General features: G+C 63.7%; 25 protein-coding genes. 22 read left to right on the forward strand and 3 right to left on the reverse strand.

Annotated elements, in window-relative coordinates; genetic code table 11:
• Window positions 1-409: 409 nt before the first annotated feature.
• The 7 genes from CGA22_RS11340 to CGA22_RS11370 all read left to right on the forward strand — a co-directional run bounded on the left by CGA22_RS11340 (window position 410) and on the right by CGA22_RS11370 (window position 6,768).
• Complete coding sequence (locus CGA22_RS11340; protein ID WP_041023817.1) at window positions 410-1,621, forward strand: bifunctional cobalt-precorrin-7 (C(5))-methyltransferase/cobalt-precorrin-6B (C(15))-methyltransferase; 1,212 nt, start codon at window positions 410-412, stop codon at window positions 1,619-1,621.
• Window positions 1,614-2,711 carry a cobalt-precorrin-5B (C(1))-methyltransferase gene (locus CGA22_RS11345; protein ID WP_041023816.1) on the forward strand — a complete coding sequence of 366 codons (1,098 nt, stop codon included), beginning with the start codon at window positions 1,614-1,616 and terminating at the stop codon, window positions 2,709-2,711. The genes CGA22_RS11340 and CGA22_RS11345 overlap by 8 nt, the downstream gene beginning before the upstream one ends.
• Complete coding sequence (locus CGA22_RS11350) at window positions 2,708-3,433, forward strand: cobalt-precorrin-6A reductase (protein ID WP_041023815.1); 726 nt, start codon at window positions 2,708-2,710, stop codon at window positions 3,431-3,433. Before CGA22_RS11345 ends, CGA22_RS11350 begins: the two co-directional genes overlap by 4 nt.
• Before the next feature lie 311 nt (window positions 3,434-3,744).
• Complete coding sequence (locus CGA22_RS11355) at window positions 3,745-4,143, forward strand: DUF2946 domain-containing protein (RefSeq protein ID WP_084213799.1); 399 nt, start codon at window positions 3,745-3,747, stop codon at window positions 4,141-4,143.
• 50 nt (window positions 4,144-4,193) lie between these two features.
• Entirely contained in the window at window positions 4,194-4,673 is a 480-nt protein-coding gene (locus CGA22_RS11360; protein WP_041023814.1) for a copper chaperone PCu(A)C, read from the forward strand.
• 54 nt (window positions 4,674-4,727) lie between these two features.
• Window positions 4,728-5,120 carry a DUF2946 domain-containing protein gene (locus CGA22_RS11365; RefSeq protein ID WP_041023827.1) on the forward strand — a complete coding sequence of 131 codons (393 nt, stop codon included), beginning with the start codon at window positions 4,728-4,730 and terminating at the stop codon, window positions 5,118-5,120.
• 268 nt (window positions 5,121-5,388) lie between these two features.
• Window positions 5,389-6,768: a PepSY-associated TM helix domain-containing protein gene (locus CGA22_RS11370; protein WP_041023813.1), complete on the forward strand. Its 1,380-nt coding sequence runs from the start codon at window positions 5,389-5,391 to the stop codon at window positions 6,766-6,768.
• Between the two features lie 7 nt (window positions 6,769-6,775).
• Here CGA22_RS11370 and CGA22_RS11375 read toward each other — a convergent pair whose 3' ends face one another.
• Window positions 6,776-7,123 (reverse strand): hypothetical protein, encoded by a 348-nt coding sequence (locus CGA22_RS11375; RefSeq protein ID WP_041023812.1) that lies wholly within the window; start codon window positions 7,121-7,123, stop codon window positions 6,776-6,778.
• A gap of 341 nt (window positions 7,124-7,464) precedes the next feature.
• Between CGA22_RS11375 and CGA22_RS11380 the strand changes: the two genes are divergently transcribed.
• From CGA22_RS11380 to ureC, 14 genes are all read left to right on the forward strand, one after another.
• On the forward strand, window positions 7,465-8,253 hold the full coding sequence (locus CGA22_RS11380; protein ID WP_041021187.1) for an ABC transporter ATP-binding protein: 789 nt from the start codon (window positions 7,465-7,467) through the stop codon (window positions 8,251-8,253).
• Window positions 8,250-9,197 (forward strand): ABC transporter substrate-binding protein, encoded by a 948-nt coding sequence (locus tag CGA22_RS11385; RefSeq protein WP_041021186.1) that lies wholly within the window; start codon window positions 8,250-8,252, stop codon window positions 9,195-9,197. The genes CGA22_RS11380 and CGA22_RS11385 overlap by 4 nt, the downstream gene beginning before the upstream one ends.
• Window positions 9,194-10,204, forward strand: coding sequence for a FecCD family ABC transporter permease (locus CGA22_RS11390; RefSeq protein ID WP_188258587.1), 1,011 nt, complete (start codon window positions 9,194-9,196; stop codon window positions 10,202-10,204). Before CGA22_RS11385 ends, CGA22_RS11390 begins: the two co-directional genes overlap by 4 nt.
• Before the next feature lie 340 nt (window positions 10,205-10,544).
• Window positions 10,545-11,810 carry an urea ABC transporter substrate-binding protein gene (urtA, locus tag CGA22_RS11395; RefSeq protein WP_041022515.1) on the forward strand — a complete coding sequence of 422 codons (1,266 nt, stop codon included), beginning with the start codon at window positions 10,545-10,547 and terminating at the stop codon, window positions 11,808-11,810.
• A 160-nt stretch (window positions 11,811-11,970) separates the two neighbouring features.
• Window positions 11,971-13,473, forward strand: a complete 1,503-nt coding sequence (urtB, locus tag CGA22_RS11400; RefSeq protein WP_041022514.1) for an urea ABC transporter permease subunit UrtB — start codon at window positions 11,971-11,973, stop codon at window positions 13,471-13,473.
• Entirely contained in the window at window positions 13,473-14,552 is a 1,080-nt protein-coding gene (urtC, locus tag CGA22_RS11405) for an urea ABC transporter permease subunit UrtC (RefSeq protein ID WP_041022513.1), read from the forward strand. Before urtB ends, urtC begins: the two co-directional genes overlap by 1 nt.
• Window positions 14,549-15,418: an urea ABC transporter ATP-binding protein UrtD gene (gene urtD / locus CGA22_RS11410; protein ID WP_041022512.1), complete on the forward strand. Its 870-nt coding sequence runs from the start codon at window positions 14,549-14,551 to the stop codon at window positions 15,416-15,418. Before urtC ends, urtD begins: the two co-directional genes overlap by 4 nt.
• Window positions 15,419-15,582: 164 nt before the next feature.
• On the forward strand, window positions 15,583-16,281 hold the full coding sequence (gene urtE, locus CGA22_RS11415) for an urea ABC transporter ATP-binding subunit UrtE (RefSeq protein WP_041022511.1): 699 nt from the start codon (window positions 15,583-15,585) through the stop codon (window positions 16,279-16,281).
• 30 nt (window positions 16,282-16,311) lie between these two features.
• Window positions 16,312-17,154, forward strand: a complete 843-nt coding sequence (locus CGA22_RS11420) for an urease accessory protein UreD (protein ID WP_041022510.1) — start codon at window positions 16,312-16,314, stop codon at window positions 17,152-17,154.
• A 177-nt stretch (window positions 17,155-17,331) separates the two neighbouring features.
• Complete coding sequence (ureA, locus tag CGA22_RS11425; RefSeq protein ID WP_003197350.1) at window positions 17,332-17,634, forward strand: urease subunit gamma; 303 nt, start codon at window positions 17,332-17,334, stop codon at window positions 17,632-17,634.
• Window positions 17,635-17,644: 10 nt separating this feature from the next.
• Window positions 17,645-18,178: a GNAT family N-acetyltransferase gene (locus tag CGA22_RS11430; protein WP_041022509.1), complete on the forward strand. Its 534-nt coding sequence runs from the start codon at window positions 17,645-17,647 to the stop codon at window positions 18,176-18,178.
• Between the two features lie 6 nt (window positions 18,179-18,184).
• Complete coding sequence (locus CGA22_RS11435) at window positions 18,185-18,718, forward strand: GNAT family N-acetyltransferase (protein WP_041022508.1); 534 nt, start codon at window positions 18,185-18,187, stop codon at window positions 18,716-18,718.
• Window positions 18,715-19,020 (forward strand): urease subunit beta, encoded by a 306-nt coding sequence (locus CGA22_RS11440; protein ID WP_041022507.1) that lies wholly within the window; start codon window positions 18,715-18,717, stop codon window positions 19,018-19,020. Before CGA22_RS11435 ends, CGA22_RS11440 begins: the two co-directional genes overlap by 4 nt.
• A 123-nt stretch (window positions 19,021-19,143) precedes the next feature.
• Window positions 19,144-20,844: an urease subunit alpha gene (ureC, locus tag CGA22_RS11445; protein ID WP_041022506.1), complete on the forward strand. Its 1,701-nt coding sequence runs from the start codon at window positions 19,144-19,146 to the stop codon at window positions 20,842-20,844.
• 138 nt (window positions 20,845-20,982) lie between these two features.
• Here the strand turns inward: ureC and CGA22_RS11450 are convergent, their stop codons facing one another.
• Window positions 20,983-21,282 (reverse strand): chaperone modulator CbpM, encoded by a 300-nt coding sequence (locus CGA22_RS11450; protein ID WP_041022505.1) that lies wholly within the window; start codon window positions 21,280-21,282, stop codon window positions 20,983-20,985.
• A gap of 137 nt (window positions 21,283-21,419) precedes the next feature.
• Entirely contained in the window at window positions 21,420-22,358 is a 939-nt protein-coding gene (locus CGA22_RS11455; protein WP_041022504.1) for a DnaJ C-terminal domain-containing protein, read from the reverse strand.
• A gap of 294 nt (window positions 22,359-22,652) precedes the next feature.
• Between CGA22_RS11455 and CGA22_RS11460 the strand changes: the two genes are divergently transcribed.
• Window positions 22,653-23,918: an Hsp70 family protein gene (locus CGA22_RS11460; protein ID WP_041022503.1), complete on the forward strand. Its 1,266-nt coding sequence runs from the start codon at window positions 22,653-22,655 to the stop codon at window positions 23,916-23,918.
• Window positions 23,919-23,947 lie beyond the last annotated feature (29 nt).

Below are 23,947 nucleotides of genomic sequence, written 5' to 3' on the forward strand. Positions count from 1 at the left end.
GGCAAACCGGTCAATGGGGCACGCCACATCGGCGAAGGACCGCCATTATGCCTGCTTTGCCGGGGAGCATGAAAAGCTTGCCCGTCGGATTATGTGCAGTGCCGTCGGGAATGTGAGGCGGGAGCTTGCTGGCGATAGCGTTCTGGCGGGCAAGGTGGGTTGAATGGGCCGACGCCATCGCGAGCAGGCTCGCTCCCACAGGGGATCTGCGGCTGGTACGAAATAGAAGAACAATCCCCGTCCAATGTGGGAGCGAGCCTGCTCGCGATAGCGGTCTGTCTGTGACGGTGATGTTGAATGGGCACCGCCATCGCGGGCAAGCCTTGCTCCCAGCGGCGCGGTATGATGGCGGCCCGGTTCGCGGGACTGATGTGCCCGTTAAGCAAACCTACCCATTCGAGGAACAGAGATGACCCCCTGGCTGACCGTAGTGGGCATCGGCGAAGACGGCTTCAAGGGCCTGGGCCGAACGGCCCGCCATGCCCTGTTGCGGGCGACGCGCATTATCGGCAGCGCTCGTCAACTGGCGTTATTGCCGGTGTGCATTCGCGGTGAACGGGAACTGTGGCCAAGCCCGTTTTCCCTGGAACCACTGCTGGCGCGACGGGACGAGCCAGTGTGTGTGCTGGCCAGCGGCGATCCGATGTTCTATGGCGTCGGCGCCAGCCTCGCCAAACATCTGCCAAGCGAGCAGATGCTGGTCATCCCGGCCCCGTCGTCATGTTCGTTGGCGGCGGCGCGCATGGGTTGGCCGCTGCAGGAGGTGGTGACTGTGTCGCTGGTGGCGCGCCCCTTGGCGGCACTCAATGCTCATTTATCCACAGGCGTCCGGCTGTTGTTGCTGAGCAACGACCGCCACACGCCAGGCGCAGTGGCGTCATTGCTGCGCGAACGCGGGTTCGGCCCCAGCCCCATGACCGTGCTGGAACACCTGGGCGGCCCGGCAGAGCGGCGGATCGAAAGCTGCGCGGCACACTGGTCCGAGCCGGACGTCACCGACCTGAACCTGATCGCCGTCGAATGCCGGGCCGAACCCTCGGCGTTGCGCCTGTCACGCCTGGCCGGTTTGCCGGACACCGCGTTCGAACATGACGGCCAATTGACCAAGCGCGACGTGCGCGCCATCACCCTGGCCCGCCTCGCCCCGATGCCTGGCGAATTGCTCTGGGACGTGGGCGCCGGCAGCGGCTCCATCGGCATCGAATGGATGCGCGCGCACCCGGCCTGTCGAGCCCTGGCCATCGAGGCCGACGAAGGCCGCCAAGGCTTGATCGAACGTAACCGCGACACCCTAGGCGTGCCCGGCCTGCAACTGATTCGCGGACGAGCGCCCCAGGCCCTTGAGGGACTGGAGCGACCGGACGCCGTATTCATTGGCGGCGGCGTCACCCGTGAAGGCGTGCTGGAAGCCTGCTGGGCCCGACTCAAGCCAGGCGGCCGGTTGGTCGCCAATGCCGTGACCCTGCAAAGCGAGATGACGCTCATGAACTGGCGCGAACTCCATGGCGGCGAACTGACCCGCGTCCACATCGCCCAGGCCCAACCACTGGGCGAGTTCGACACCTGGCGCCAGGCGTTGCCGATTACCCTGCTGGACCTGGTAAAGCCCCTCGATGCGTGACGAAACCGCCGAACAACCCGCGCCCCTGCGCAGCGGCCTGACCACCGGCAGTTGCGCCACGGCCACCAGCCTGGCGGCGGCGCGCCTGTTGCTGCAAGGCCATTGCGCCGATGCCGTGGAGATTGTGTTGCCCAAGGGCAAACAGGTGCAGATGCGCCTGGAGTTCTGTCGCCTCACCGGCCAGGGCGCCGAGGCCGGGACGATCAAGGACGCCGGCGACGACCCCGACGTGACCCACGGTGCGCTGTTGTTTTCCCAGGTGCGCCTGACCACCGAACCGGGCGTGCGCTTCATTGCCGGGCGCGGCGTCGGCACCGTGACGCGACCGGGCCTGGTGCTGGCGGTCGGTGAACCGGCGATCAACCCGGTGCCGCGCAAAATGATCGGCGATCACCTGGACCGGCTGGCCGAAGAAACCGGCTATACCGGCGGTTTCGAAGTCACGGTCAACGTCGAGGGCGGTGAAGCCCTGGCGTTGAAAACCATGAACCCGCGCCTGGGCATCCTCGGCGGCCTGTCGATCCTCGGCACCAGCGGCATCGTCCGGCCTTTCTCCTGCGCGGCCTACATTGCCTCGATCCATCAGGGTATCGACGTGGCGAAAACCAACGGTTACCTGCACATCGCGGCCTGTACCGGCAATGCCAGCGAAGACACCATGCGCCGGGTCTACAACCTGCCGGAAATCGCCTTGATCGAAATGGGCGACTTCGTCGGGGCCGTGCTCAAGCACGTGCGCAAGGTCCCGGTGGACAAGCTCAGCCTCTGCGGCGGCTTTGGCAAAATCAGCAAACTCGCCGCCGGTCACATGGACCTGCACAGCCGTCATTCGAGCATCGACCTGCCACAGCTGGCCGACTGGGCCGCCGCAATCGGCGCCGACGAGGCTTTGCAGCAAGGTATCCGTGGGGCCAACACCAGCCAGCAGGCCTTGGCGATGGCCAGTGCCGCGGGCATCGCCCTCGGCGACGCGGTGTGTGGGCACGCCCTGGCCTTCGCCCGCAGCGTCGTGCCGCCCCAGGTTCAAGTCGAAGTCTTCGCCATCGACCGCCAGGGCGGAATCGTCGGTCACGCCGGAGCCTTTACATGAAACGCATCCTGCTGCTGGGCGGCGTCACCGAAGCCTTGGCCATCGCTCGCACCCTCGGCCCCCAACACATCTACAGCCTGGCGGGCGTGGGCCGTGTCCCCACTGACCTGACCTGCCAGGTGCGCGTCGGCGGCTACGGCGGTGCTGAGGGCCTGGCGCAGTTCATTCGCGACCAGGGCATCAGCCTGCTGTTGGACGCCACCCACCCCTACGCCGCCCGGATCAGCCACAACGCCGCCCACGCCGCCCGCGCCTGTGGCATCCCCTGCTGGGCCCTGCGCCGCCCGGCCTGGCAGCCCCGCCAGGGCGATGACTGGCGCGAAGTGGCCGACTGGGCCGAACTGATCCAGGCCCTGAAACCCTTCCACCGTCCCCTCTTCACCCTCGGCCGCGAACCGCTGCAACACCTGCATGAAATTCCCCCGGAGCAATTCTGGACCCTGCGCGCCCTGGACGTTTACCCCGGTAACGAACGCTGCGAAGTCATCGGCGCGCGAGGGCCGTTCCATATCGACGGCGAGCGGGAGCTGTTCGAGCGGCGGCAGATCGATGTACTGGTCAGCAAGAACAGCGGCAGCACTGCAACCGAGCCGAAGCTGGAAGTGGCGCGGGAACGCGGGGTGCCGGTGTTGGTGTTGAGGCGGCCGGTGTTGGCGGGGGTGGATCGGGAATTCTGGACGCTGGATGAGATGTTGTCGGCGCTGTCGATGTTTGCACCCTGAGCCCCCTGATAATTTTTAGCGAGTGTCAGATCGAGCTTAAACCTGTGGCGAGGGAGCTTGCTCCCGCTGGGCTGCGCAGCAGCCCCAAAAAATATGAACGAGGCTCTCCTGACACACCGCAGCATCGGGTTTCAGGGTCGCTTCGCGCCCCAGCGGGAGCAAGCTCCCTCGCCACAACAGCGCTCACTTGGCGATCTATTGCTACTGTTAACACGAGCCCTGCGACCCTACACCGCACATGGCTTTTTTACTTCCAGCCTGCGATCAGGCTAAATACCGCCACCTGATCGCCCAACCGAGCGGATTCTCCCATGTCCCGACAACGGCTTGCATTTGCCTGGATCGCCTGCTTCGCAGTGCTGTTCAACATGCTTGCCATGCCGCTTTCCGGCAGCGCGGCCGCACAGGGCAATGCGCCGGCCGAGCAGTTGTTGTGGGGTAGTTTCTGTTCTTCCAGCGGCACGAAGATGGTGGCGATTTCCCTGGGCAAGCTCGAACAGGGCACGCCCCGCAACGACGACCATTCGACCATGCAGCATTGCTGGTGCTGCGCAGGCTCCGCGTCGTTAATAGCGCTCACTGGACAGGCTCCGCGGCTGTACCTGGCCCCACAGCCTGCCCACCACGGCCTTGTCCACTCAACGTTCGACAGCCCCACGCCGCGCCAGCAATGGCCGAGTCTCAATCCCCGCGCCTCGCCTCTGGTCTGATTCCCACCGCATAAAACAACTGCGTCCTGAATCGTTCCGGAGAATCACCCATGTTGAACAGACTCATCCTGCTGGCTGCCCTGCTGCTTCCCGTCGGCTTCGCCCAAGCTCATCAGTACAAGGTCGGCGACCTTGAGATTGCCCATCCCTGGTCCCAGGAACTGCCGCCCAACGCGCCGACCGTGGCCGCGTACTTCGTGATCCACAACACCGGGGCAATGGCAGACAAACTGCTCAGCGTCGACACGCCGATTGCCGGCAAGGCCGAGCTCCACGAGCATGTGAAGCAGGACGATCTGATGAAGATGCAGCCCGTGCCCACGGTTGCGATTGCCCCCGGCGCCACCGTCACTTTCGCCCCCATGGCTTACCACGTCATGCTGCTGGACCTGAAAGACCGCAGCCTGCTGAGTGACGGCAAGCGCTTCACCATGACCCTGCATTTCGAAAAAGCCGGGGATGTCACGGTCGACGTTGCGGTGCAGAAAAAAGCTCCCGACGGCACCAAGACCGAAGCCCACATGCACTGATAGCTGCCCATGGGTCTTCCCCGCGCGAGGTCTGCCATGCCCCGCCGCCAGCCGATGAGCCTGGCACGCGGCAGCTGGATCAGCCTGTTCGCCATGCTGATGATCTTTATCGGTCCACTGGTTTCCCAGTCGATGCCGATGGATCAGCGCATGTCTTCGTCCATGACGATGAGCATGGATATGGACATGTCCGCAGGTGCTCACGCCGGACATGAAGCACCGGCAGCCGAACACGACGCGCCTCGGAACGAGCATCACGCGCTGTGGGAAAAATGCGGCTATTGCAGCCTGCTGTTCAATTGCCCGGCCTTGCCCGGAGCGCAGTCCCTCGCTGTTTTCAACACCCCGACGGCCAACACCTACACCAGCCCTTCCCCACGCCTGGGCCATGCCCGGCCGTCATTCTTCCCGGGTGCCCGTACCCGCGCACCTCCCCTCGACGCATAGACCCCGACATTTACCACCCCGGTCGCACAAGACAGCCCCAGGCTGCCCGACCGTGTCGTTTACGTCTGCTCGATGGAGTCATCATGTCCAGTTCTTTGCCGTGACATGAGTCAAAAAAAATCGAGCGCACAAACCCTGTGGGGCGCGCCTGTTCGCGATGCGGTCCATCAGTCATTCCGGTGCTGAATGGACTGCCGCTTTCGCAAGCTGGCTCGCTCCCACAGGGATTTGACCGTACAAATACATTTGCCAAGCGGAGCGCTTTTCGATGAGCCAACCGAAACCGAATTTCTACAACCTGGCCTGGCGCTGGCATTTTTATGCCGGGCTGTTCGTCGCGCCGTTCATGGTGATGCTGGCCCTGACCGGCATCATCTACCTGTTCAAACCGCAACTCGATCCACTGATGTACGGCAGCCTGCTGAACGTACCGGCCGGTCATCACACGATGGCCGCGGACGACCTGCTCCAACAGGTCCGCCAGGCCTACCCCGAAGCCCGGATCAAACAGTATCTGCCACCGGCCGACGCCGAGCGCAGCGCGCAGTTCGTGGTGATCGACAAGGGACGGGAGCTGAATGTCTTTATCGACCCATACCACGGCGACGTCCTCGGCGAACAGGATGCCAAGAACAACCTGCAAGCCATGGCCAGGGCCATCCACGGCGAACTGCTGATCGGCACCGTCGGTGACCGGCTGGTGGAAATGGCTGCCGGTTGGGGCGTAGTGCTGGTGGTGTCGGGGCTGTACCTGTGGTGGCCCCGCGGGCAATCCTCGGCCGGGGTCCTGTGGCCGCGCTGGAGCGCTCGCGGTCGGCTGTTCTGGCGCGACCTGCACGTGGTCGTCGGCTTCTGGGGCGCGGCGTTGCTGCTGGTGATGCTGCTCAGCGGCATGACCTGGACCGGCTTCTGGGGCAAGCAATACGCCGAACTCTGGAACCGCTTCCCGGCCGCGATGTGGAACGACGTGCCCAAGTCCGACGTCGAAGCCGGCAGCCTCAACAACGCCCACCGCCAGACCGTGCCCTGGGCCATGGAGAACACCCCGATGCCGATGTCCGGCGACCATGCCGAACACATGGCCCACGGTGGCATGCACGAGGGCCCTGCCGCGCCGACCATCCGCCTGCAAGCGGTGCAGGACATCGCCGCCGAACACAAGGTCACGCCAGGCTACAGCATCACCCTGCCGACCACAGAAACCGGGGTGTTCACCATTGCCGTGTTCGCCGACGATCCGCGCAATGACGCGACCCTCCACGTGGACCAGTACACCGGCAAGGTCCTGGCCGATGTGCGCTGGGCCGATTACAGCGTCGTCGCCCGCGCCACCGAAACCGGCGTCATGTTGCACGAAGGTAAGATGTTCGGCCCGGTGAACCAGATCGTCGTGCTGCTGATCTGCCTGATGATCCTGCTCAGCGCGGTGAGCGGCATGGTGATGTGGTGGAAGCGCCGGCCACAGGGCCGTTTCGGCGTACCGCCCATGCGTCACGATCTACCGACGTGGAAGACCGGGGTGTTCATCATGCTGACCCTGGCGGTGGTGTTTCCGTTGGTGGGGGCATCGCTGGTGGTGATCTGGGTGATCGACCGCCTGTTGATTGCGCGCAGGACCCAGGGCATTCGCGGCGATGCAATCTCTTGAGCCACGGTCAAGGCCGGAACAGGTCGCCACAGGATTCCGGCTGGAGGACACCATTGCAGACGTGGAGTTTTTCCACGTCGACAACCTTGATGTCGTCGATCTCGTTGGGCGTGCCGCCGCCGTAGTCATTCCTGCACGTCACGGTGATCCGGCACCGCCCGTTGCCCTGCGGCTCGATCATCGGGCGAGGCGGGCGACCGGTGTCCATCGCACTCACCGTGGCCTTGCAGCTGAAGCTGATCGGGTTCTTCGCCCATGCCTGCTCACACGGATGCCCGGAGGCTACGGCCAAGCGAATAGCGATACACCCGAAGACCAGTGCGCCAATAACAGTCACAAGCCTGGTCGTGGTCATGGCGTTTCTTCCCTTTTTGGGGAATAAGCAGGCTAACCTGCCTCAACCCTTGGGGCTACTGTCAGGTCTGACAGGTCCGTGTCGGCTTGCCAGGGGAGAGGCTGGACACACAGCCTGAGGAGGTTTCATCTTCAGGCTGAAGACAGTGCGTTAACGGGAGACGGCGCGAAACCTCTACAATCGCGCCCGCTGCCGAACTAGACACAATCCGCGAATGTGGGAGCGAGCCTGCTCGCGATAGCGCTGGGTCAGCCAGAGAAGAGGCGACTGATCCACCGCTATCGCGAGCAGGCTCGCTCCCACAGGGATTGGGTCGTAACCCGATCATTTTGAGTACACGCATGACCTCGCTGACCCTCTCTCACCTCGCCTGGACACCCCTGGGCCACGGTCACTGCCATCACCAGTTCCAACTGCGTGACGCCACGTTGCAGGTGGCGGCCGGGGAGTTCGTCGGGCTGATCGGGCCCAATGGCAGCGGCAAGACCAGTCTGTTGCGGTGCGCCTATCGGTTCAGCCCGCCGGAGAGCGGCGAGGTGAAACTCGACCACCACAACGTCTGGCGCCAGTCGTCACGCTGGTGCGCGCAACGTATCGCCGTGGTCCTGCAGGAATTTCCCGACGCCTTTGGCCTGACGGTCGAGGAAGTGGTCGCCATGGGCCGCACGCCTCATAAAGGCCTGTTCGATGGCGATAACCACGAGGACCGGCGCCTGGTCATCCAGGCCCTGGAAGCGGCAGGGCTGCAAGGCTTCGGCGAACATGCCTTCGCCACGCTCTCGGGCGGTGAAAAACAGCGGGTGATCCTGGCCCGGGCCCTGGCCCAGCAACCGCAACTGCTGATCCTCGACGAACCGACCAATCACCTCGACCCGCGCTATCAACTCGAATTGCTGCAACTGATCAAGCGCCTGGGGATCGGCACCCTCGCCAGCATCCACGACCTGAACCTGGCTGCCGCCTTCTGCGATCGGCTCTACGTCATCGAACACGGCCGCATCGTCGCCAGCGGTGCCCCCAAGGATGTACTGACCACCACGCTGCTGCGTGACGTCTTCGGTGTCGAAGCCCTGGTGGATGAACATCCCCTTGCCGGCTACCCACGAATCACCTGGATAACTCAACCATGACCCTGCGTTCCCTGCTGCTTCTGTCGCTGCTGCTGTGCAGCGCCCACGCCCTGGCCGAAGCCACCCGCTATCCGCTGACGATCCAGAGCTGCAACCGTCAGGTGGTGTTCAACGAAGCTCCCCGGCACGCCGTCAGCCACGACATCAACATGACCCAGATGATGCTCGCCCTCGGGCTCAAATCGCGCATGGTCGGCTACAGCGGCATCAGCGGCTGGAAATCGGTGACGCCCGAGATGGCGAAGATCCTCGATGGCCTGCCGGAACTGGCGGCCAAATATCCCTCGGTGGAAACCCTGCTCAACGCCAACGTGGATTTCTTCTTTGCCGGTTGGGACTACGGCATGCGCGTGGGCGGCGACCTGACGCCGCAGACCCTGCAACCGCTGGGTATCCCGGTGTACGAACTGACCGAATCCTGCGCGTTCGTGATGAAACGTCCGGCGGCTTCGCTGGAAGATACCTACAACGACCTGCGTAATCTTGGGAAGATTTTCGACGTCCAGGACCGCGCCGATGCGCTGATCGCCACGATGCAGGCCCAGGTCGCCGAAGTCCGCAAAGACCTGCCAGCCAACCGGCCCCGGGTGTTCCTCTACGACAGCGGTGAAGACCGGGCCATGACTTCCGGCCGTCTGGGCATGCCCCAGGCCCTGATCGACGCCGCGGGCGGGCGCAATATCCTGGACGACGTGGAAACCAGCTGGACCCGGGTGAACTGGGAGAACGTGGTCGAGCGCAACCCCGAGGTCATCGTGATCGTCGATTACGGCGAAGTCAGCGCCGAGCAGAAACAGCAATTCCTGCTGGGCAGCCCGGCCTTGCAATCGGTGGATGCGATCAGGCACCGACGCTTCATCGTGATTCCCTACGTCCAGGCCACACCAGGCATCGACAACGTGGTGGCGGTACAGACCCTGGCGCAGGGTTTCCACCGCCGATGAACCCTCGTCGCTATGCCGGACTGTTGATCTTCCTCGGCGCGCTGATGCTTGTGTCGTGCGTGGTGTCCCTGGGCTTCGGGCCGGCGCGGGTGCCGGTGGCCGTGGTCTGGGACATCCTGCTGAACAAGGCCTTCGGCATGGGGGAAGTCTATTGGACGGCCGGCCAGGAGCACATCGTCTGGCTGATCCGCGTGCCGCGCCTGCTGCTCGGCGCGCTGGTGGGCGCGGGGCTGGCATTGATCGGCGCAGTGCTGCAAGCGGTCACCCGCAACCCGCTGGCCGATCCACACCTGCTCGGGGTCACCTCCGGCGCGACCCTCGGGGCGGTCATCGTGGTCCTGCATGTCGGGGAAATCGTCGGCCTGCTGACCCTGCCCCTCGCCGCGTTCATCGGCGCATTGCTGAGCATGCTGCTGGTGCTGGCGATTGCCAGCCGCCAGGGCCGCCTCGAAAGCGATCGCCTGTTGCTGTGCGGCGTGGCGGTGTCATTCGTGATGATGGCGGCGGCCAACCTGCTGTTGTTCCTGGGTGACCATCGCGCCAGCTCCGCGGTGATGTTCTGGATGCTCGGCGGCCTGGGCCTGGCGCGCTGGGAACTGCTGGCGGTGCCCGCCGCCAGTGTCCTGCTGGGACTGGTCCTGCTGCTGGGCATGGCTCGGCCGTTGAACGCCCTGATGGCGGGCGAACAGACCGCCGTGACCCTGGGCCTGAACGCGGCGAAGGTGCGGTTGTGGATCTTCCTGATCGCGTCGCTGATGACCGGCGTGCTGGTGTCCATCAGCGGCTCGATCGGTTTCGTCGGGCTGATGGTGCCGCACATCGCCCGGCGCCTGGTGGGTGCCGAGCATCGTCGCTTGCTGCCGGCCTGTGTACTGCTGGGCAGCCTGTTTCTGGTGTGGGTGGACGTGGCCGCCCGGACCCTCATCGCCCCGGAAGACCTGCCGATTGGCGTGGCGACGGCAGCCATTGGCGGGCTGTTTTTCATCGGCCTGATGCGGCGGCGCTGAGCTTCCGAATCTTCTATCCACAGCAATTCCCCTGTGGGAGCGAGCCTGCTCGCGATAGCGCTAGATCAGTCGCACTTTCTCTGGCTGACCCAGCGCTATCGCGAGCAGGCTCGCTCCTACATTAGGGCATCAGGGGCCTGCGATTTCTGCGCACCGATGTGGCGCATCTGATCGCACCAGCGCACAAGCGACGGTCGCTCGTGGTGCGTCGTCCTGCGCTCCCCAGCGCATCTCCCCCACATTTACCGGCCTTGCCACGACCGGGCACACCCCTTGCAAAAGCCCTGTTCAGCGTCTGCATCTGCCCTCGAAAAAAACACCAATTCACGGAGATCGCACCATGAAACGTCGTAGCTTGATCAAGGCTTTTACCCTTTCGGCCAGCATTGCCGCGATGGGCATGGCCTGGACCGTCCAGGCTGCCGAGACCATCAAGGTCGGCATCCTGCATTCGCTGTCCGGGACCATGGCGATTTCCGAGACGTCCCTCAAGGACATGGCGCTGATGACCATCGACGAAATCAATGCCAAGGGTGGTGTGAACGGCAAGCAGCTCGAAGCGGTGGTCGTGGACCCGGCCTCGAACTGGCCACTGTTTGCGGAAAAAGGCCGGCAGTTGCTGACCCAGGACAAGGTCGCCGTGGTGTTCGGCTGCTGGACGTCGGTATCGCGTAAATCGGTGTTGCCGGTGTTCGAAGAACTCAATGGCCTGCTGTTCTACCCGGTGCAGTACGAAGGCGAAGAGATGTCGCCGAACGTGTTCTACACCGGCGCCGCGCCGAACCAGCAGGCGATTCCGGCGGTGGAATACCTGATGAGCGAAGAAGGTGGCAGCGCCAAGCGCTATTTCCTGCTGGGCACCGACTACGTCTACCCGCGCACCACCAACAAGATCCTGCGGGCGTTCCTGCATTCCAAGGGCGTAGCGGACAAGGACATCGAAGAGGTCTATACCCCGTTCGGCCACAGCGATTACCAGACCATCGTGGCGAGCATCAAGAAGTTCTCGGCCGGCGGCAAGACCGCGGTCATCTCCACGGTCAACGGCGACTCCAACGTGCCGTTCTACAAGGAACTGGCCAACCAGGGCCTGAAAGCCACCGACGTACCGGTGGTGGCGTTCTCGGTGGGCGAAGAAGAGCTGCGCGGCATCGACACCAAACCGCTGGTGGGCAACCTGGCGGCATGGAACTACTTCGAATCCGTGGATAACCCGGCGAACAAGAAATTCGTCGCGGCCTGGAAAGCCTACGCCAAGGCCAAGAACCTGCCGGGCGCCGACAAGGCCGTGACCAACGACCCGATGGAAGCCACCTACGTCGGTATCCACATGTGGGCCCAAGCGGCGGAAAAGGCCAAGTCCACCGACGTCGACAAGGTTCGCGAAGCCCTGGCCGGCCAGACCTTCGCCGCGCCATCGGGCTACACCCTGACCATGGACAAGACCAACCACCACCTGCACAAGCCGGTGATGATCGGCGAGATTCAGGCCGACGGGCAGTTCAACGTGGTCTGGCAGACCGAAGGGCCGGTTCGCGCCCAGCCGTGGAGCCCGTTCATCGCCGGCAACGACAAGAAGCCCGACTATGCGGTGAAGGGTAACTGAGCCCATGGGTGTCGGCCCCGGATCCCGGGACCGACACACGACTCCCTGTGGGAGCGAGCCTGCTCGCGATAGCGCTGGATCAGTCAGCACAAACGTGACGGGTAAGGCGCTATCGCGAGCAGGCTCGCTCCCACAAAAAGCACTGCGCAAGGCCGAGCATATGCCCACTGCCCTTTACCGTCTGATTCTCGCCCTGGCGTTATTACTGCCACTGGCCACCCACGCGGGCGAAGCCGAAGACTTCGTCGCCGCCAACCCGACCCAGCAGGCCAAACTGCTGGAAACCTGGGCCGCGCAGCCCGAGCCCGGGCGTGTCGAACTGCTCAACGCCTTGCAACAAGGCCAGTTGACCGTCGACGGCCAGCCCAAGACCCTGCGCCTGAACAACCGCTTGCGCGGGCTGATCGAAACCGCCCTCGCCAGTCATCAGCTGCTTGCCAGTGATCCCGGCGTACGCCTGGGCGCAGCGCAGCAACTGCAAAAAAGTGCGCGCCCGGCGCAACTGGCTTTTCTCGACCGGCAGCTGGCCGGCGAGCAAGACGAAGATGTCCACGCCGCCCTGAGCCTGGCCTTGGCAAACCTGCAATTGGTGGACGCCAATCCGAGCGTGCGCCTGGCGGCCGTCCGGTTGCTGGGGGAAACCGGCGACCCGCTGGCCCGCACCCGTCTCGAAGGCGTCCTCGAACCTGGCGCCGAAACCGATGCCGGCGTGCGTACCGCCGCCGAGACCAGTCTCGCCCAGGTCAAGCGCAAACTGCTGGTGGGCGAGTTGCTGGGCCAGGCGTTCAGCGGCATGTCCCTGGGCTCGATCCTGTTGCTCGCAGCCCTCGGCCTGGCCATCACCTTCGGCCTGCTGGGGGTGATCAACATGGCCCACGGCGAGATGCTGATGCTCGGTGCCTATTCCACCTACGTCGTGCAGATGCTGTTCCAGCGCTTCGCGCCGAACGCCATCGAGCTCTACCCGCTGATCGCCCTGCCGGTGGCATTTTTCATCACCGCCGCCATCGGCATGGCCCTGGAACGCACGGTGATCCGCCATCTCTACGGACGACCACTGGAAACCCTGCTCGCCACCTGGGGCATCAGCCTGATGCTGATCCAACTGGTGCGCCTGGTATTCGGCGCGCAGAACGTCGAAGTGGCCAACCCGGCCTGGCTGTCGGGGGGGATCCAGGTGCTGCCGAACCTGGTGCTGCCGTACAACCGCATCGTCATCATCGCCTTTGCACTGTTCGTGGTGCTGCTGACCTGGTTGTTGCTGAACAAGACCCGCCTGGGCCTGAACGTGCGGGCCGTCACCCAGAACCGCAACATGGCGGCCTGCTGCGGCGTGCCCACCGGGCGCGTGGACATGCTCGCCTTCGGCCTCGGCTCGGGCATCGCCGGGCTGGGCGGCGTGGCCCTGAGCCAGATCGGCAACGTCGGCCCGGACCTGGGCCAGAGCTACATCATCGATTCGTTCCTGGTGGTGGTGCTCGGCGGCGTCGGCCAGTTGGCCGGGAGCGTATCCGCCGCGTTCGGGCTGGGCATCGCCAACAAGATTCTCGAACCGCAGATCGGCGCCGTGCTCGGCAAGATCCTCATCCTCGCGCTGATCATTCTGTTCATCCAGAAACGTCCGCAAGGCCTCTTCGCGCTCAAAGGACGGGTAATCGACTGATGAACCAGCCCCTGATGATCACGGCTACGCAAAAGGCCGGGCCTAAAGTCACCCTCGCCGTCGGTGCACTGATCCTGGCCGTCCTGTTGAGCCTGCCACTGCTGTCGTTGCTCGCGGTGGACCATCCACTGCATGTCTCGGCCTACACCCTGACGCTGGTGGGCAAGATTCTCTGCTACGCCATCGTTGCCCTGGCGCTGGACCTGGTCTGGGGGTACGCCGGGTTGCTGTCCCTGGGCCATGGCCTGTTCTTCGCCCTGGGCGGCTACGCCATGGGCATGTACCTGATGCGCCAGGCGGCCGGTGATGGCTTGCCGGCGTTCATGACGTTCCTGTCGTGGACCGAATTGCCCTGGTACTGGACCGGCACCGACAGCTTCCTCTGGGCCTTGTGCCTGGTGGTCCTGGCGCCGGGGCTGCTGGCGTTGATGTTCGGTTTCTTCGCCTTTCGCTCGCGGATCAAGGGTGTGTATTTCTCGATCATGACCCAAGCCCTGACCTTCGCCGGCATGCTGCTGTTCTTCCGCAACGAAACCGGTTTTGGCGGCAACAACGGCTTCACCAATTTCCGCTCGATCCTGGGTTTCGGCATCACCGAGCCCGGTACCCGAGCCGTGCTGTTCCTGCTCACCGTGCTGTTGCTGGTGGCGAGTTTGTTCATCGGCTGGCGGCTGGCGCGCAGCAAGTTCGGCCGGGTGCTGACCGCGCTGCGGGACGCGGAGAACCGCCTGATGTTCTGCGGCTACGATCCCCGGGGCTTCAAGTTGTTCGTCTGGGTCTTGAGCGCGGTCCTGTGCGGCCTGGCCGGGGCGTTGTATGTGCCGCAGGTGGGCATCATCAACCCCAGCGAAATGTCGCCGACCAACTCCATCGAGGCCGCCGTATGGGTGGCGCTCGGCGGGCGCGGCACGCTGATCGGGCCGCTGCTGGGCGCCGGCGTGGTCAACGGCATGAAGAGCTGGTTCACCGTGGCCTTCCCGGAGTACTGGCTGTTTTTCCTGGGTGCGCTGTTCATCGTGGTGACCTTGTACTTGCCCAAGGGCGTGGTGGGTCTGCTGAAGAAACGAGGCGAACAATGAGAATCACAGCGAGTGCCGAATTCATGCTCGAGCCGGCTTTTTTTCCAACCGACCCCAACAAGGACGCCGGCAGCAGCCGCGACGCCATCGGCCTCGGCCAGGCCGCGGGCGATGGCCTGAATACCCGTCACGGCACGATCCTGACCCTGGAAGACATCAGCGTCAGCTTCGACGGTTTCAAGGCCCTGAACGATCTGAACCTGTACATCGGCGTGGGCGAACTGCGTTGCATCATCGGCCCCAATGGCGCAGGCAAGACCACGCTGATGGACGTGATCACCGGCAAGACCCGCCCCAGCCACGGCAAGGCCTGGTTCGGCGAGACCCTGGACCTGACCGGCATGAGCGAAGTACAGATCGCCCAGGCCGGTATCGGCCGCAAGTTCCAGAAGCCCACGGTGTTCGAAGCCCTGAGCGTGTTCGAGAACCTGGAACTGGCGTTGAAAACCGACAAGTCGGTATGGGCCAGCCTGCGGGCAAAGCTGACCGGCGAGCAGCACGATCGCATCGGTGAAGTGCTGGAAACCATCCGCCTCACGCCATCGGTCAATCGCGCGGCCGGGCTGTTGTCCCACGGACAGAAGCAATTCCTGGAGATCGGCATGCTGCTGGTCCAGGACCCGCAATTGCTGCTGCTCGACGAACCCGTGGCGGGCATGACCGACGCCGAAACCGACTTCACCGCCGAGCTGTTCAAATCCCTGGCGGGCAAGCATTCGCTGATGGTGGTGGAGCATGACATGGGTTTCGTCGGCACCATCGCCGACCACGTCACCGTCCTGCACCAGGGCAGCGTGCTGGCTGAAGGGTCGTTGGAGCAGGTCCAGGATAATGAGCGGGTGATCGAGGTGTATCTCGGTCGCTAGCGCTGTGAACACATTTCCTCTATGGAAGAGGGCCTGTGGGAGCAAAGCTTGCTCGCGACGAACGATAACGCGGTCTTCTGCTGGACCGAGGTGCTGCTATCGCGAACAAGCTTTGCTCCACAGAAAGCCATTGCTCCACAGAGAATTTGAGGGGAATTCAAACCATGCTGCAAGTCGACAAGCTCCACCAATACTACGGCGGTAGCCACATCCTGCGGGGCCTGTCGTTTGACGTGAAGGTCGGCGAAGTCACCTGCCTGCTGGGTCGCAATGGCGTGGGCAAGACCACCCTGCTCAAATGCCTGATGGGGCTGCTGCCGGCCCGGGAGGGTGCGGTGAACTGGGAAGGCCAGCCGATCACCACCTTCAAGCCGCACCAGCGGGTCCACGCCGGTATCGCCTATGTGCCACAGGGCCGGGAGATCTTCGGACGGTTGACGGTGGAAGAAAACCTGCTGATGGGCCTGTCGCGTTTTCCCGCCTCCGAGGCGCGGGAGGTGCCGGCGTTCATCTACGAATTGTTCCCGGTGTTGCTGCAAATGAAACAGCGCCGTGGCGGTGACCTGTCCGGCGGCCAGCAACAGCAACTCGCCATTGGCCGGGCGTTGGCCAGTCGTCCACGACTGCTGATTCTCGACGAGCCCACCGAAGGCATCCAGCCGTCGGTCATCAAGGAGATCGGCGCGGTCATCAAGAAACTGGCGGCCCGGGGCGACATGGCAATTTTGCTGGTGGAGCAGTTCTACGACTTCGCCGCCGAGCTGGCCGATCAATACCTGGTGATGTCTCGGGGCGAGATCGTGCAGCAGGGGCGCGGAGAAAACATGGAAGCCGAGGGTGTGCGCGGGCTGGTTACGATCTAGTCTGTAGCGTCCGGACAATAATCAGAAATCATGAACCTACCTTTATCTGCACCTGCCCTGTTCACGCCCTGCTGGCACGCCGAGCTGGAACTGGCTTATGCCCGCTTTGGCGACAGCACGCGCCCGGTACAACGCCGCCATAAAGGCCCGCTGCGGGTGCAAAAGCATTTGTACGCCGAAGGGCCCGAGGTATGCCAGCACATCATCGTCCATCCGCCGGGGGGAATTGCCGGCGGTGATCGACTGGAGATCTCGGCTCACGTCGGCCCCGGCGCCTGGGCACAGTTGACCAGCCCCGGCGCGGCCAAGTGGTACCGCGCCACGGCGCCTGCCCGTCAGCAACTGAGCCTGAGCGTGGCAGCCGGGGCGACACTGGAGTGGTTGCCCCAGGAGACCATTGTCTTCAGCGCCGCCCAGGCCGAACTCGACACGTCCATTGATCTGCAGGGTGACGGACGCCTGTTTTACTGGGACATGGTTGCCCTCGGCCGACCCGCCAGCGGCGAGCGCTTCGACCTGGGACACTTTCAATCACGGCTGGACATTCGCCGCGACGGGCAGTTGCTGTGGCATGAGCGCCAGCGCATCGTCGGTGGTGACGGCTTGCTGGACTCACCCATTGGACTGGGCGGCGACCCGGTGTTTGCGACGCTGCTGGTGACCGGAGAAATCGATGGCGAATTGCTGGAACAGTGTCGCTCCCTGAGCCACGCCGTGCGTGGGGACCTGACGCAGTTGCCGGGGCTGGTCGTGGCGCGGTGCCTGGCGAGCGAGGCGTTGCTGGCGCGGGGGTGGCTGGTTGAGTTGTGGCGACTGCTGCGGCCGGCGCTGCTGGGTCGAGAAGCCGTGCCACCTCGGATCTGGAGCACCTGAATTGCTTTTCTGTGGAAGTAATGAGTTCTGTGGGAGCAAAGCTTGCTCGCGATGCAGGCGCCTCGATACAGAAGAAGACTGCGTTATCGTTTATCGCGAGCAAGCTTTGCTCCCACGGGTTCCCATCCAAGGGTTGAGCTCAGCGCAAATTATTTATCTGCCTTTTATGGACTGCACATGGACCTGACCCCACGCGAAAAAGACAAGCTGTTGATCTTCACCGCCGGCCTCGTCGCCGAACGGCGGCTGGCCCGTGGCTTGAAACTCAATTACCCGGAAGCCATGGCCTACATTTCCGCGGCCCTGCTCGAAGGCGCCCGCGACGGCCAGACCGTGGCCGAGTTGATGCATTACGGCACCACCCTGCTGAGTCGCGAACAGGTGATGGAAGGCATCCCGGAAATGATCCCGGAGATCCAGGTCGAGGCGACCTTTCCCGACGGCACCAAGCTGGTCACCGTCCACCAGCCCATCGCCTGAGGACCGCGCCATGACTTATCGGATTCGAGACGCACGTCCGACGGACCTGCCCGCCATCCGCGACATCTACAACGATGCGGTGCTCAACACCACGGCGATCTGGAACGAACAGGCCGTGGACCTGGGCAACCGCCAGGCGTGGTTCGATGCGCGGCAGTCCCAGGGCTACCCGGTGCTGGTAATCGTCGACGGCGAAGAACAGGTACTCGGCTATGCTGCCTTCGGCGACTGGCGCCCCTTCGACGGCTTCCGGCACACCGTGGAGCATTCGGTATACGTGCGCAGCGACCAGCGCGGCAATGGCCTCGGTCCACGGTTGATGACGGCGTTGATCGAGCGCGCAAAGGCGTGTGGCAAACACGCCATGGTCGCCGCCATCGAAAGCGGCAACGCGGCGTCGATTCGCCTGCACGAGCGGGCCGGTTTCCTCATAACCGGACAGATGCCCCAGGTGGGGACCAAGTTCGGTCGCTGGCTGGACCTGACTTTCATGCAGTTGATCCTCAATCCCGGGGCGCCCGCGCCTGTTTCCAACAAGGAGTGACATCAGATGAACGCCGCCCAGTTGCGTCGAGTCCACGCCGAAAGCTTTGCGCATTACCGCCAGGGCCTGATCGATCTGTTGCTCGACGCCGTGGGGTACGGCGCCAGTGTCGGCTTCATGGCCGATCTCGATGCGGTCCAGGCCCGCGCCTATTTCGACGAAGTCCAGGCCAGCCTCAACCAGGGCAGCCTGTTGTTGTGGGTCGTGGTCAAGGACGAACAGGTGCAGGCCAGCGTCCAGCTTGCCCTGTGCCAGAAACCCAACGGCCTGAACCGCGCTGAGGTGCAGAAGCTGCTGGTCCGGGGCGAGGCCCGCCGGCGGGGCCTGGGGCAGCAGTTGATGAGTGCCCTGGAGCTCGGTGCTCGCCAGTACAAGCGTGGCCTGTTGTACCTCGACACCGAGGCCGGCTCCGAGGCCGAGGCGTTCTACCGCGCCATGGGCTACACCCGTGTCGGTGAACTGCCCGATTACTGCCAGAGCCCGGACGGGACCTACACCCCGACCGCCATCTACTACAAGCTTTTAGGACAACCGCAATGATTCCAGGCCAATACCAGGTCCAGCCCGGCGACATCGAACTCAATGTCGGCCGCCGCACCCTGACGCTGACCGTCGCCAACAGCGGCGACCGGCCGATCCAGGTCGGTTCGCACTATCACTTCTTCGAAACCAACGACGCCCTGACCTTCGACCGCACCGCCAGCCGCGGCATGCGCCTGAACATCCCGGCCGGCACCGCGGTGCGCTTCGAGCCGGGGCAGAGCCGCGAGGTGGAACTGGTGGACCTGGCCGGGCATCGCCGGGTGTTCGGGTTTGCCGGGCGGGTCATGGGCGACCTCTAGGTCGCAGCTCGTTCCCACGCTCTGCGTGGGAATGCATCTCGGGACGCTCCGCGTCCCACAAGCGGACGCAGAGCGTCCATGGCGGCATTCCCACGCAGAGCATGGGAACGATCAGGAAAGCACATGAAGATCTCGAGACAAGCCTACGCCGACATGTTCGGCCCCACCGTCGGTGACAAGGTCCGCCTGGCCGATACCGAGCTGTGGATCGAAGTGGAAAAGGACTTCACCACCTACGGTGAAGAAGTGAAATTCGGCGGCGGCAAGGTGATTCGCGACGGCATGGGCCAGGGCCAGCTGCTGGCCGCGGAGGTGGTGGACACGTTGATCACCAACGCGCTGATCATCGACCACTGGGGCATCGTCAAGGCCGATGTCGGCCTCAAGGACGGGCGCATCGCGGCCATCGGCAAGGCTGGCAACCCGGACATCCAACCCGATGTGACCATCGCCATCGGCGCCAGCACCGAAGTGATTGCCGGCGAAGGCATGATCCTCACGGCTGGCGGCGTCGACACCCACATCCACTTCATCTGCCCACAGCAGATCGAAGAGGCCTTGATGAGCGGCGTCACCACCATGATCGGTGGCGGTACAGGCCCGGCCACCGGGACCAACGCCACCACGTGCACCTCCGGCCCGTGGCACCTGGCGCGCATGCTCCAGGCCGCCGACGCCTTCCCGATGAACATCGGCCTCACCGGCAAGGGCAACGCCAGCCTGCCGGAGCCGCTGATCGAACAGGTCAAGGCCGGCGCCATCGGCCTGAAGCTGCACGAAGACTGGGGCACCACCCCGGCAGCCATCGACAACTGCCTGAACGTGGCCGACCAGTACGACGTGCAGGTGGCGATCCACACCGACACCCTCAACGAATCCGGCTTCGTTGAAACCACCCTGGGCGCCTTCAAGGGCCGCACCATCCACACCTACCACACCGAAGGTGCGGGCGGCGGTCATGCGCCGGACATCATCAAGGCCTGTGGGTTCCCTAACGTGTTGCCCAGCTCCACCAATCCGACCCGGCCGTTCACCCGCAACACCATCGACGAACACCTGGACATGCTGATGGTCTGTCACCACTTGGACCCGAGCATTGCCGAAGACGTGGCGTTCGCCGAAAGCCGTATCCGCCGCGAAACCATCGCCGCCGAAGACATCCTCCATGACCTCGGCGCGTTCTCGATGATCAGCTCCGACAGCCAGGCCATGGGCCGCGTCGGTGAGGTCATCCTGCGCACCTGGCAGACCGCGGACAAGATGAAGAAACAACGCGGCGCCCTACCCGGCGACGGCGAAGGCAACGACAACTTCCGCATCAAGCGCTACATCGCCAAATACACCATCAACCCGGCGATCACCCATGGCATCAGCCATGAAGTGGGCTCCGTCGAAGTGGGCAAGTGGGCCGACCTGGTGCTGTGGCGCCCGGCATTCTTCGGCGTCAAGCCGACGCTGATCCTCAAGGGCGGAGCGATTGCCGCGAGCCTGATGGGCGACGCCAATGCCTCGATCCCGACACCGCAACCGGTGCACTACCGGCCCATGTTCGCAAGCTTCGGCGGCTCGCGACATGCCACCAGCCTGACCTTCATCAGCCAGGCGGCCGCCGATGCGGGCCTGCCGGAACAGTTGGGCCTGAAGAAAAGAATCGCCGTGGTCAAAGGTTGCCGGGATGTGCAGAAAACCGACCTGATCCACAACGACTACCTGCCGGACATCGACGTCGATCCGCAAACCTACCAGGTCAAGGCCGACGGTGTGTTGCTGTGGTGCGAGCCGGCCGAGTCGCTGCCGATGGCGCAGCGGTATTTTCTGTTTTGACTGGGTGGCGAAGAGACTCCGTGGGAGCATAGCTTGCTCGCGATACAAGCACCTCGACACCAGGGAAACCGAGTTGCATTCATCGCGGGCAAGCCTTGCTCCCACAGAAAGCCTGCTCCCTTCGCCCAATGAATTGCATCACTCCACCAATCGCCCCAACCGCTGCTTGAGCATGCGGTTCTCGGTGCGCAGTTGCTGCACTTCCTCCAACAGATCCAGCGCCAGGGCGACGCCTTCCCATTCCAGCTCCAGCTCGCGGCGCAGCTTGGCGGCACGCCGGGCCAGGACCAGTTCGTAGTCGGTGAAACGCCAGTCCGTCGGGGCCGCGCCGTGGGGTTCGAGGATGCCATGGGCGACGATTTCGATCACATGGACATCCTGCAATGCGGCAGCCTCGCAGAACTCCATCAGGTTCAGTTCAATGATCGGGTTGTTCATGGTCTGCTTCTCCCAATGCTTTAACTGTCAGCTGTCGAGTCTAGACCTGTGGGAGCAAAGCTTGCTCGCGACAGGGCGCCTCAAAGCCTGAAAAACCGAGGTGTCTTCATCGCGGGCAAGCCTTGCTCCCACAACGGTCAGAAATTCTCCCGTGGATCGAACGCGGCTTTCTTCGCCAGCTCTGCCCACAACGCCTTGACCGCCTCGTCGCTGGACTTGGGCATCACGGCCTTGAGCTGGACGAACAGGTAGCCACGCTCACCGGCCTTGTTGCGCAGGCCATGGCCCTTGGCGCGCATGCGCTGGCCGTTCTGGCTGCCGGCCGGGACCTTGAGATTGATCTTGCCGGTGAGGGTCGGGACGGCCACCTCGGTGCCCAGCGCCAACTCCCAGGGCGCCAACGGCAGGGTGATGATCAGGTCCTGGCCTTCGACGTCGAACTTGGGGTGCGGAGCGAAGCGAATGGTCAGGTACAGGTCGCCATTGGCCCCGCCACCGATACCCGGGGCGCCCTGGCCCTTCAGGCGGATCCGCTCGCCGTCGGTCACGCCCAGCGGGATCTTCACGTTCAGGCTTTTGCTGGTGTTGCTGACGTGCTGGCCCGCCCCGTTGTACTGCGGCACCTGGAAGCTGACCTTTTTCGACTCACTCGACAGGGTTTCTTCCAGGAAGATCGGTAATTCCATTTCCACGTCCTGCCCCCGACGGCCGGCACTGCGACCTGACTGTCCGCCCCCGAATCCTGATCCGCGATTGCCGAAGATCGAACTGAAGAAGTCTGAGAAATCCCCGGTGTCCTGGCCACCGAAACCGCCGCGGCTCTGCCAGCCCGGCGGCCCCTGGAACGGTTGGCCGTGCTGGCCATATCGCCGCAGATCGTCGTACTCGGCGCGCTTGTCGGCGCTTTTCAGCGCTTCATAGGCTTCGGAGACATCCTTGAACTTGGTCTCGGCGTCCTTTTCCTTGCTGACATCCGGGTGGTATTTGCGCGCCAGTTTGCGATAGGCGGCCTTGATCGTGCTGTCGTCAGCCGTCGGCTCCACACCCAGGATCTTGTAATAGTCTTTGAAGTCCATCTAAGCATCACCATCCGTTATCGATGTCGCACCGCCGTCCACAGCATGCCCGGATCACCGGGCACCGGGTTGATCCATCTCATGATTGGGACCGGGTGGCGCTTCAGAAGTTTATCGGCAACCGGCGGCGGTTCTTGTGTCCGCCCTGTGGCTGCCAGTCTCATGCCGACAAGTTTGGGGGTCCAACGGTGTCTTTCAAGGCCGCCGGCACGAATTAGCGGATAACCGGCCTTCGAATCCGCGCTGCACTGGCATACACTGCGCGGCCGTTTTTTCGACCGGAACCTGAAAGACATGAAAAACGTATCCCCGGCCCGTGCCTGCGGCATCGACTTCGGCACGTCCAACTCCACCGTCGGCTGGCTGCGCCCCGGCATGGAAACGCTGATCGCGCTGGAGGACGACAAGATCACCCTGCCCTCGGTGGTGTTTTTCAATCTGGAGGAGCGTCGCCCGGTCTACGGCCGCCTGGCTCTGCACGAATACCTGGAAGGCTACGAAGGCCGACTGATGCGCTCGCTCAAGAGCCTGCTGGGCTCCAAGCTGATCAAGCACGACACCAGCGTGCTGGGCACGGCGATGCCGTTCAAGGACTTGCTCGGCCTGTTCATCGGCCAATTGAAGAAGCGCGCCGAGGCCACCGCCGGTCGGGAGTTCGAGGAAGTGGTGCTGGGTCGCCCGGTGTTTTTCGTCGATGACGATGAGCTGGCGGACCAGGAGGCCGAAAACACCTTGGTAGATGTGGCCCGCGCCATCGGCTTCAAGGAAGTCTCGTTCCAGTACGAACCCATCGCGGCGGCATTCGATTATGAATCGACCATCGAAAAAGAAGAGCTGGTGCTGATCGTCGACATCGGCGGCGGTACTTCGGATTTCTCCCTGGTACGCCTGTCTCCCGAACGTCGCAGCCACGACAACCGCCACGCCGACATCCTCGCCACCGGCGGCGTGCACATCGGCGGCACCGACTTCGACAAGCAGCTTTCGCTGGCCGGCCTGATGCCGCTGTTCGGCTATGGCAGCCGGATGAAAAGCGGCGCCTACATGCCCACCAGCCACCACATGAACCTGGCGACCTGGCACACCATCAACGCGGTATACGCGCAGAAATCCACCCTGGCCCTGAACAGCATGCGCTACGACATCGAAGACACCGGCGGCATCGACCGGCTGTTCAAGTTGATCGAACAGCGCGCCGGGCATTGGCTGGCGATGGAAGTGGAAGAAACCAAGATCCAGCTGACCCACGCCGATCAACGCCACCTGGCCCTGGACCGGATCGAGCCGGGCTTGAGCGTGGACCTGAGCCGCGCACTGTTCGAATCGGCTATCGACGGTCTGCTGGAGCGGGTTCGCGCCAGCGTCACGCAACTGCTCGGTGACGCCAACATTGGCGTCGATCAGGTCGACACGGTGTTCTTCACCGGCGGTTCCAGCGGCATCCCGGCACTGCGCAACAGCGTCTCGGCCATGCTGCCCCAGGCGCGGCATGTGGAAGGGAACATCTTCGGGAGCATTGGCAGCGGGTTGGCGATCGAGGCGATGAAGCGCTACGGTTGAGCGCGACAATCACCTCGTATCCGGCGCGA

Origin of the sequence: Pseudomonas sp. PSB18, from assembly GCF_014596565.1 — a bacterium.
Taxonomy (GTDB): Bacteria; Pseudomonadota; Gammaproteobacteria; order Pseudomonadales; family Pseudomonadaceae; genus Aquipseudomonas.

Coding starts and splice junctions, on each gene's coding strand:
- CGA22_RS11365 (WP_041023827.1), top strand. CDS start 4,728: ATGAGCCTGGCACGCGGCAGCTGGATCAGCCTGTTCGCCATGCTGATG.
- CGA22_RS11455 (WP_041022504.1), bottom strand. CDS start 22,358: ATGGACTTCAAAGACTATTACAAGATCCTGGGTGTGGAGCCGACGGCT.
- CGA22_RS11440 (WP_041022507.1), top strand. CDS start 18,715: ATGATTCCAGGCCAATACCAGGTCCAGCCCGGCGACATCGAACTCAAT.
- CGA22_RS11360 (WP_041023814.1), top strand. CDS start 4,194: ATGTTGAACAGACTCATCCTGCTGGCTGCCCTGCTGCTTCCCGTCGGC.
- CGA22_RS11390 (WP_188258587.1), top strand. CDS start 9,194: ATGAACCCTCGTCGCTATGCCGGACTGTTGATCTTCCTCGGCGCGCTG.
- ureA (WP_003197350.1), top strand. CDS start 17,332: ATGGACCTGACCCCACGCGAAAAAGACAAGCTGTTGATCTTCACCGCC.
- urtD (WP_041022512.1), top strand. CDS start 14,549: ATGAGAATCACAGCGAGTGCCGAATTCATGCTCGAGCCGGCTTTTTTT.
- CGA22_RS11345 (WP_041023816.1), top strand. CDS start 1,614: ATGCGTGACGAAACCGCCGAACAACCCGCGCCCCTGCGCAGCGGCCTG.
- CGA22_RS11370 (WP_041023813.1), top strand. CDS start 5,389: ATGAGCCAACCGAAACCGAATTTCTACAACCTGGCCTGGCGCTGGCAT.
- CGA22_RS11460 (WP_041022503.1), top strand. CDS start 22,653: ATGAAAAACGTATCCCCGGCCCGTGCCTGCGGCATCGACTTCGGCACG.
- CGA22_RS11385 (WP_041021186.1), top strand. CDS start 8,250: ATGACCCTGCGTTCCCTGCTGCTTCTGTCGCTGCTGCTGTGCAGCGCC.
- CGA22_RS11375 (WP_041023812.1), bottom strand. CDS start 7,123: ATGACCACGACCAGGCTTGTGACTGTTATTGGCGCACTGGTCTTCGGG.
- CGA22_RS11420 (WP_041022510.1), top strand. CDS start 16,312: ATGAACCTACCTTTATCTGCACCTGCCCTGTTCACGCCCTGCTGGCAC.
- urtA (WP_041022515.1), top strand. CDS start 10,545: ATGAAACGTCGTAGCTTGATCAAGGCTTTTACCCTTTCGGCCAGCATT.
- ureC (WP_041022506.1), top strand. CDS start 19,144: ATGAAGATCTCGAGACAAGCCTACGCCGACATGTTCGGCCCCACCGTC.
- urtE (WP_041022511.1), top strand. CDS start 15,583: ATGCTGCAAGTCGACAAGCTCCACCAATACTACGGCGGTAGCCACATC.
- CGA22_RS11340 (WP_041023817.1), top strand. CDS start 410: ATGACCCCCTGGCTGACCGTAGTGGGCATCGGCGAAGACGGCTTCAAG.
- CGA22_RS11380 (WP_041021187.1), top strand. CDS start 7,465: ATGACCTCGCTGACCCTCTCTCACCTCGCCTGGACACCCCTGGGCCAC.
- CGA22_RS11435 (WP_041022508.1), top strand. CDS start 18,185: ATGAACGCCGCCCAGTTGCGTCGAGTCCACGCCGAAAGCTTTGCGCAT.
- CGA22_RS11355 (WP_084213799.1), top strand. CDS start 3,745: ATGTCCCGACAACGGCTTGCATTTGCCTGGATCGCCTGCTTCGCAGTG.
- CGA22_RS11430 (WP_041022509.1), top strand. CDS start 17,645: ATGACTTATCGGATTCGAGACGCACGTCCGACGGACCTGCCCGCCATC.
- CGA22_RS11350 (WP_041023815.1), top strand. CDS start 2,708: ATGAAACGCATCCTGCTGCTGGGCGGCGTCACCGAAGCCTTGGCCATC.
- urtC (WP_041022513.1), top strand. CDS start 13,473: ATGAACCAGCCCCTGATGATCACGGCTACGCAAAAGGCCGGGCCTAAA.
- urtB (WP_041022514.1), top strand. CDS start 11,971: ATGCCCACTGCCCTTTACCGTCTGATTCTCGCCCTGGCGTTATTACTG.
- CGA22_RS11450 (WP_041022505.1), bottom strand. CDS start 21,282: ATGAACAACCCGATCATTGAACTGAACCTGATGGAGTTCTGCGAGGCT.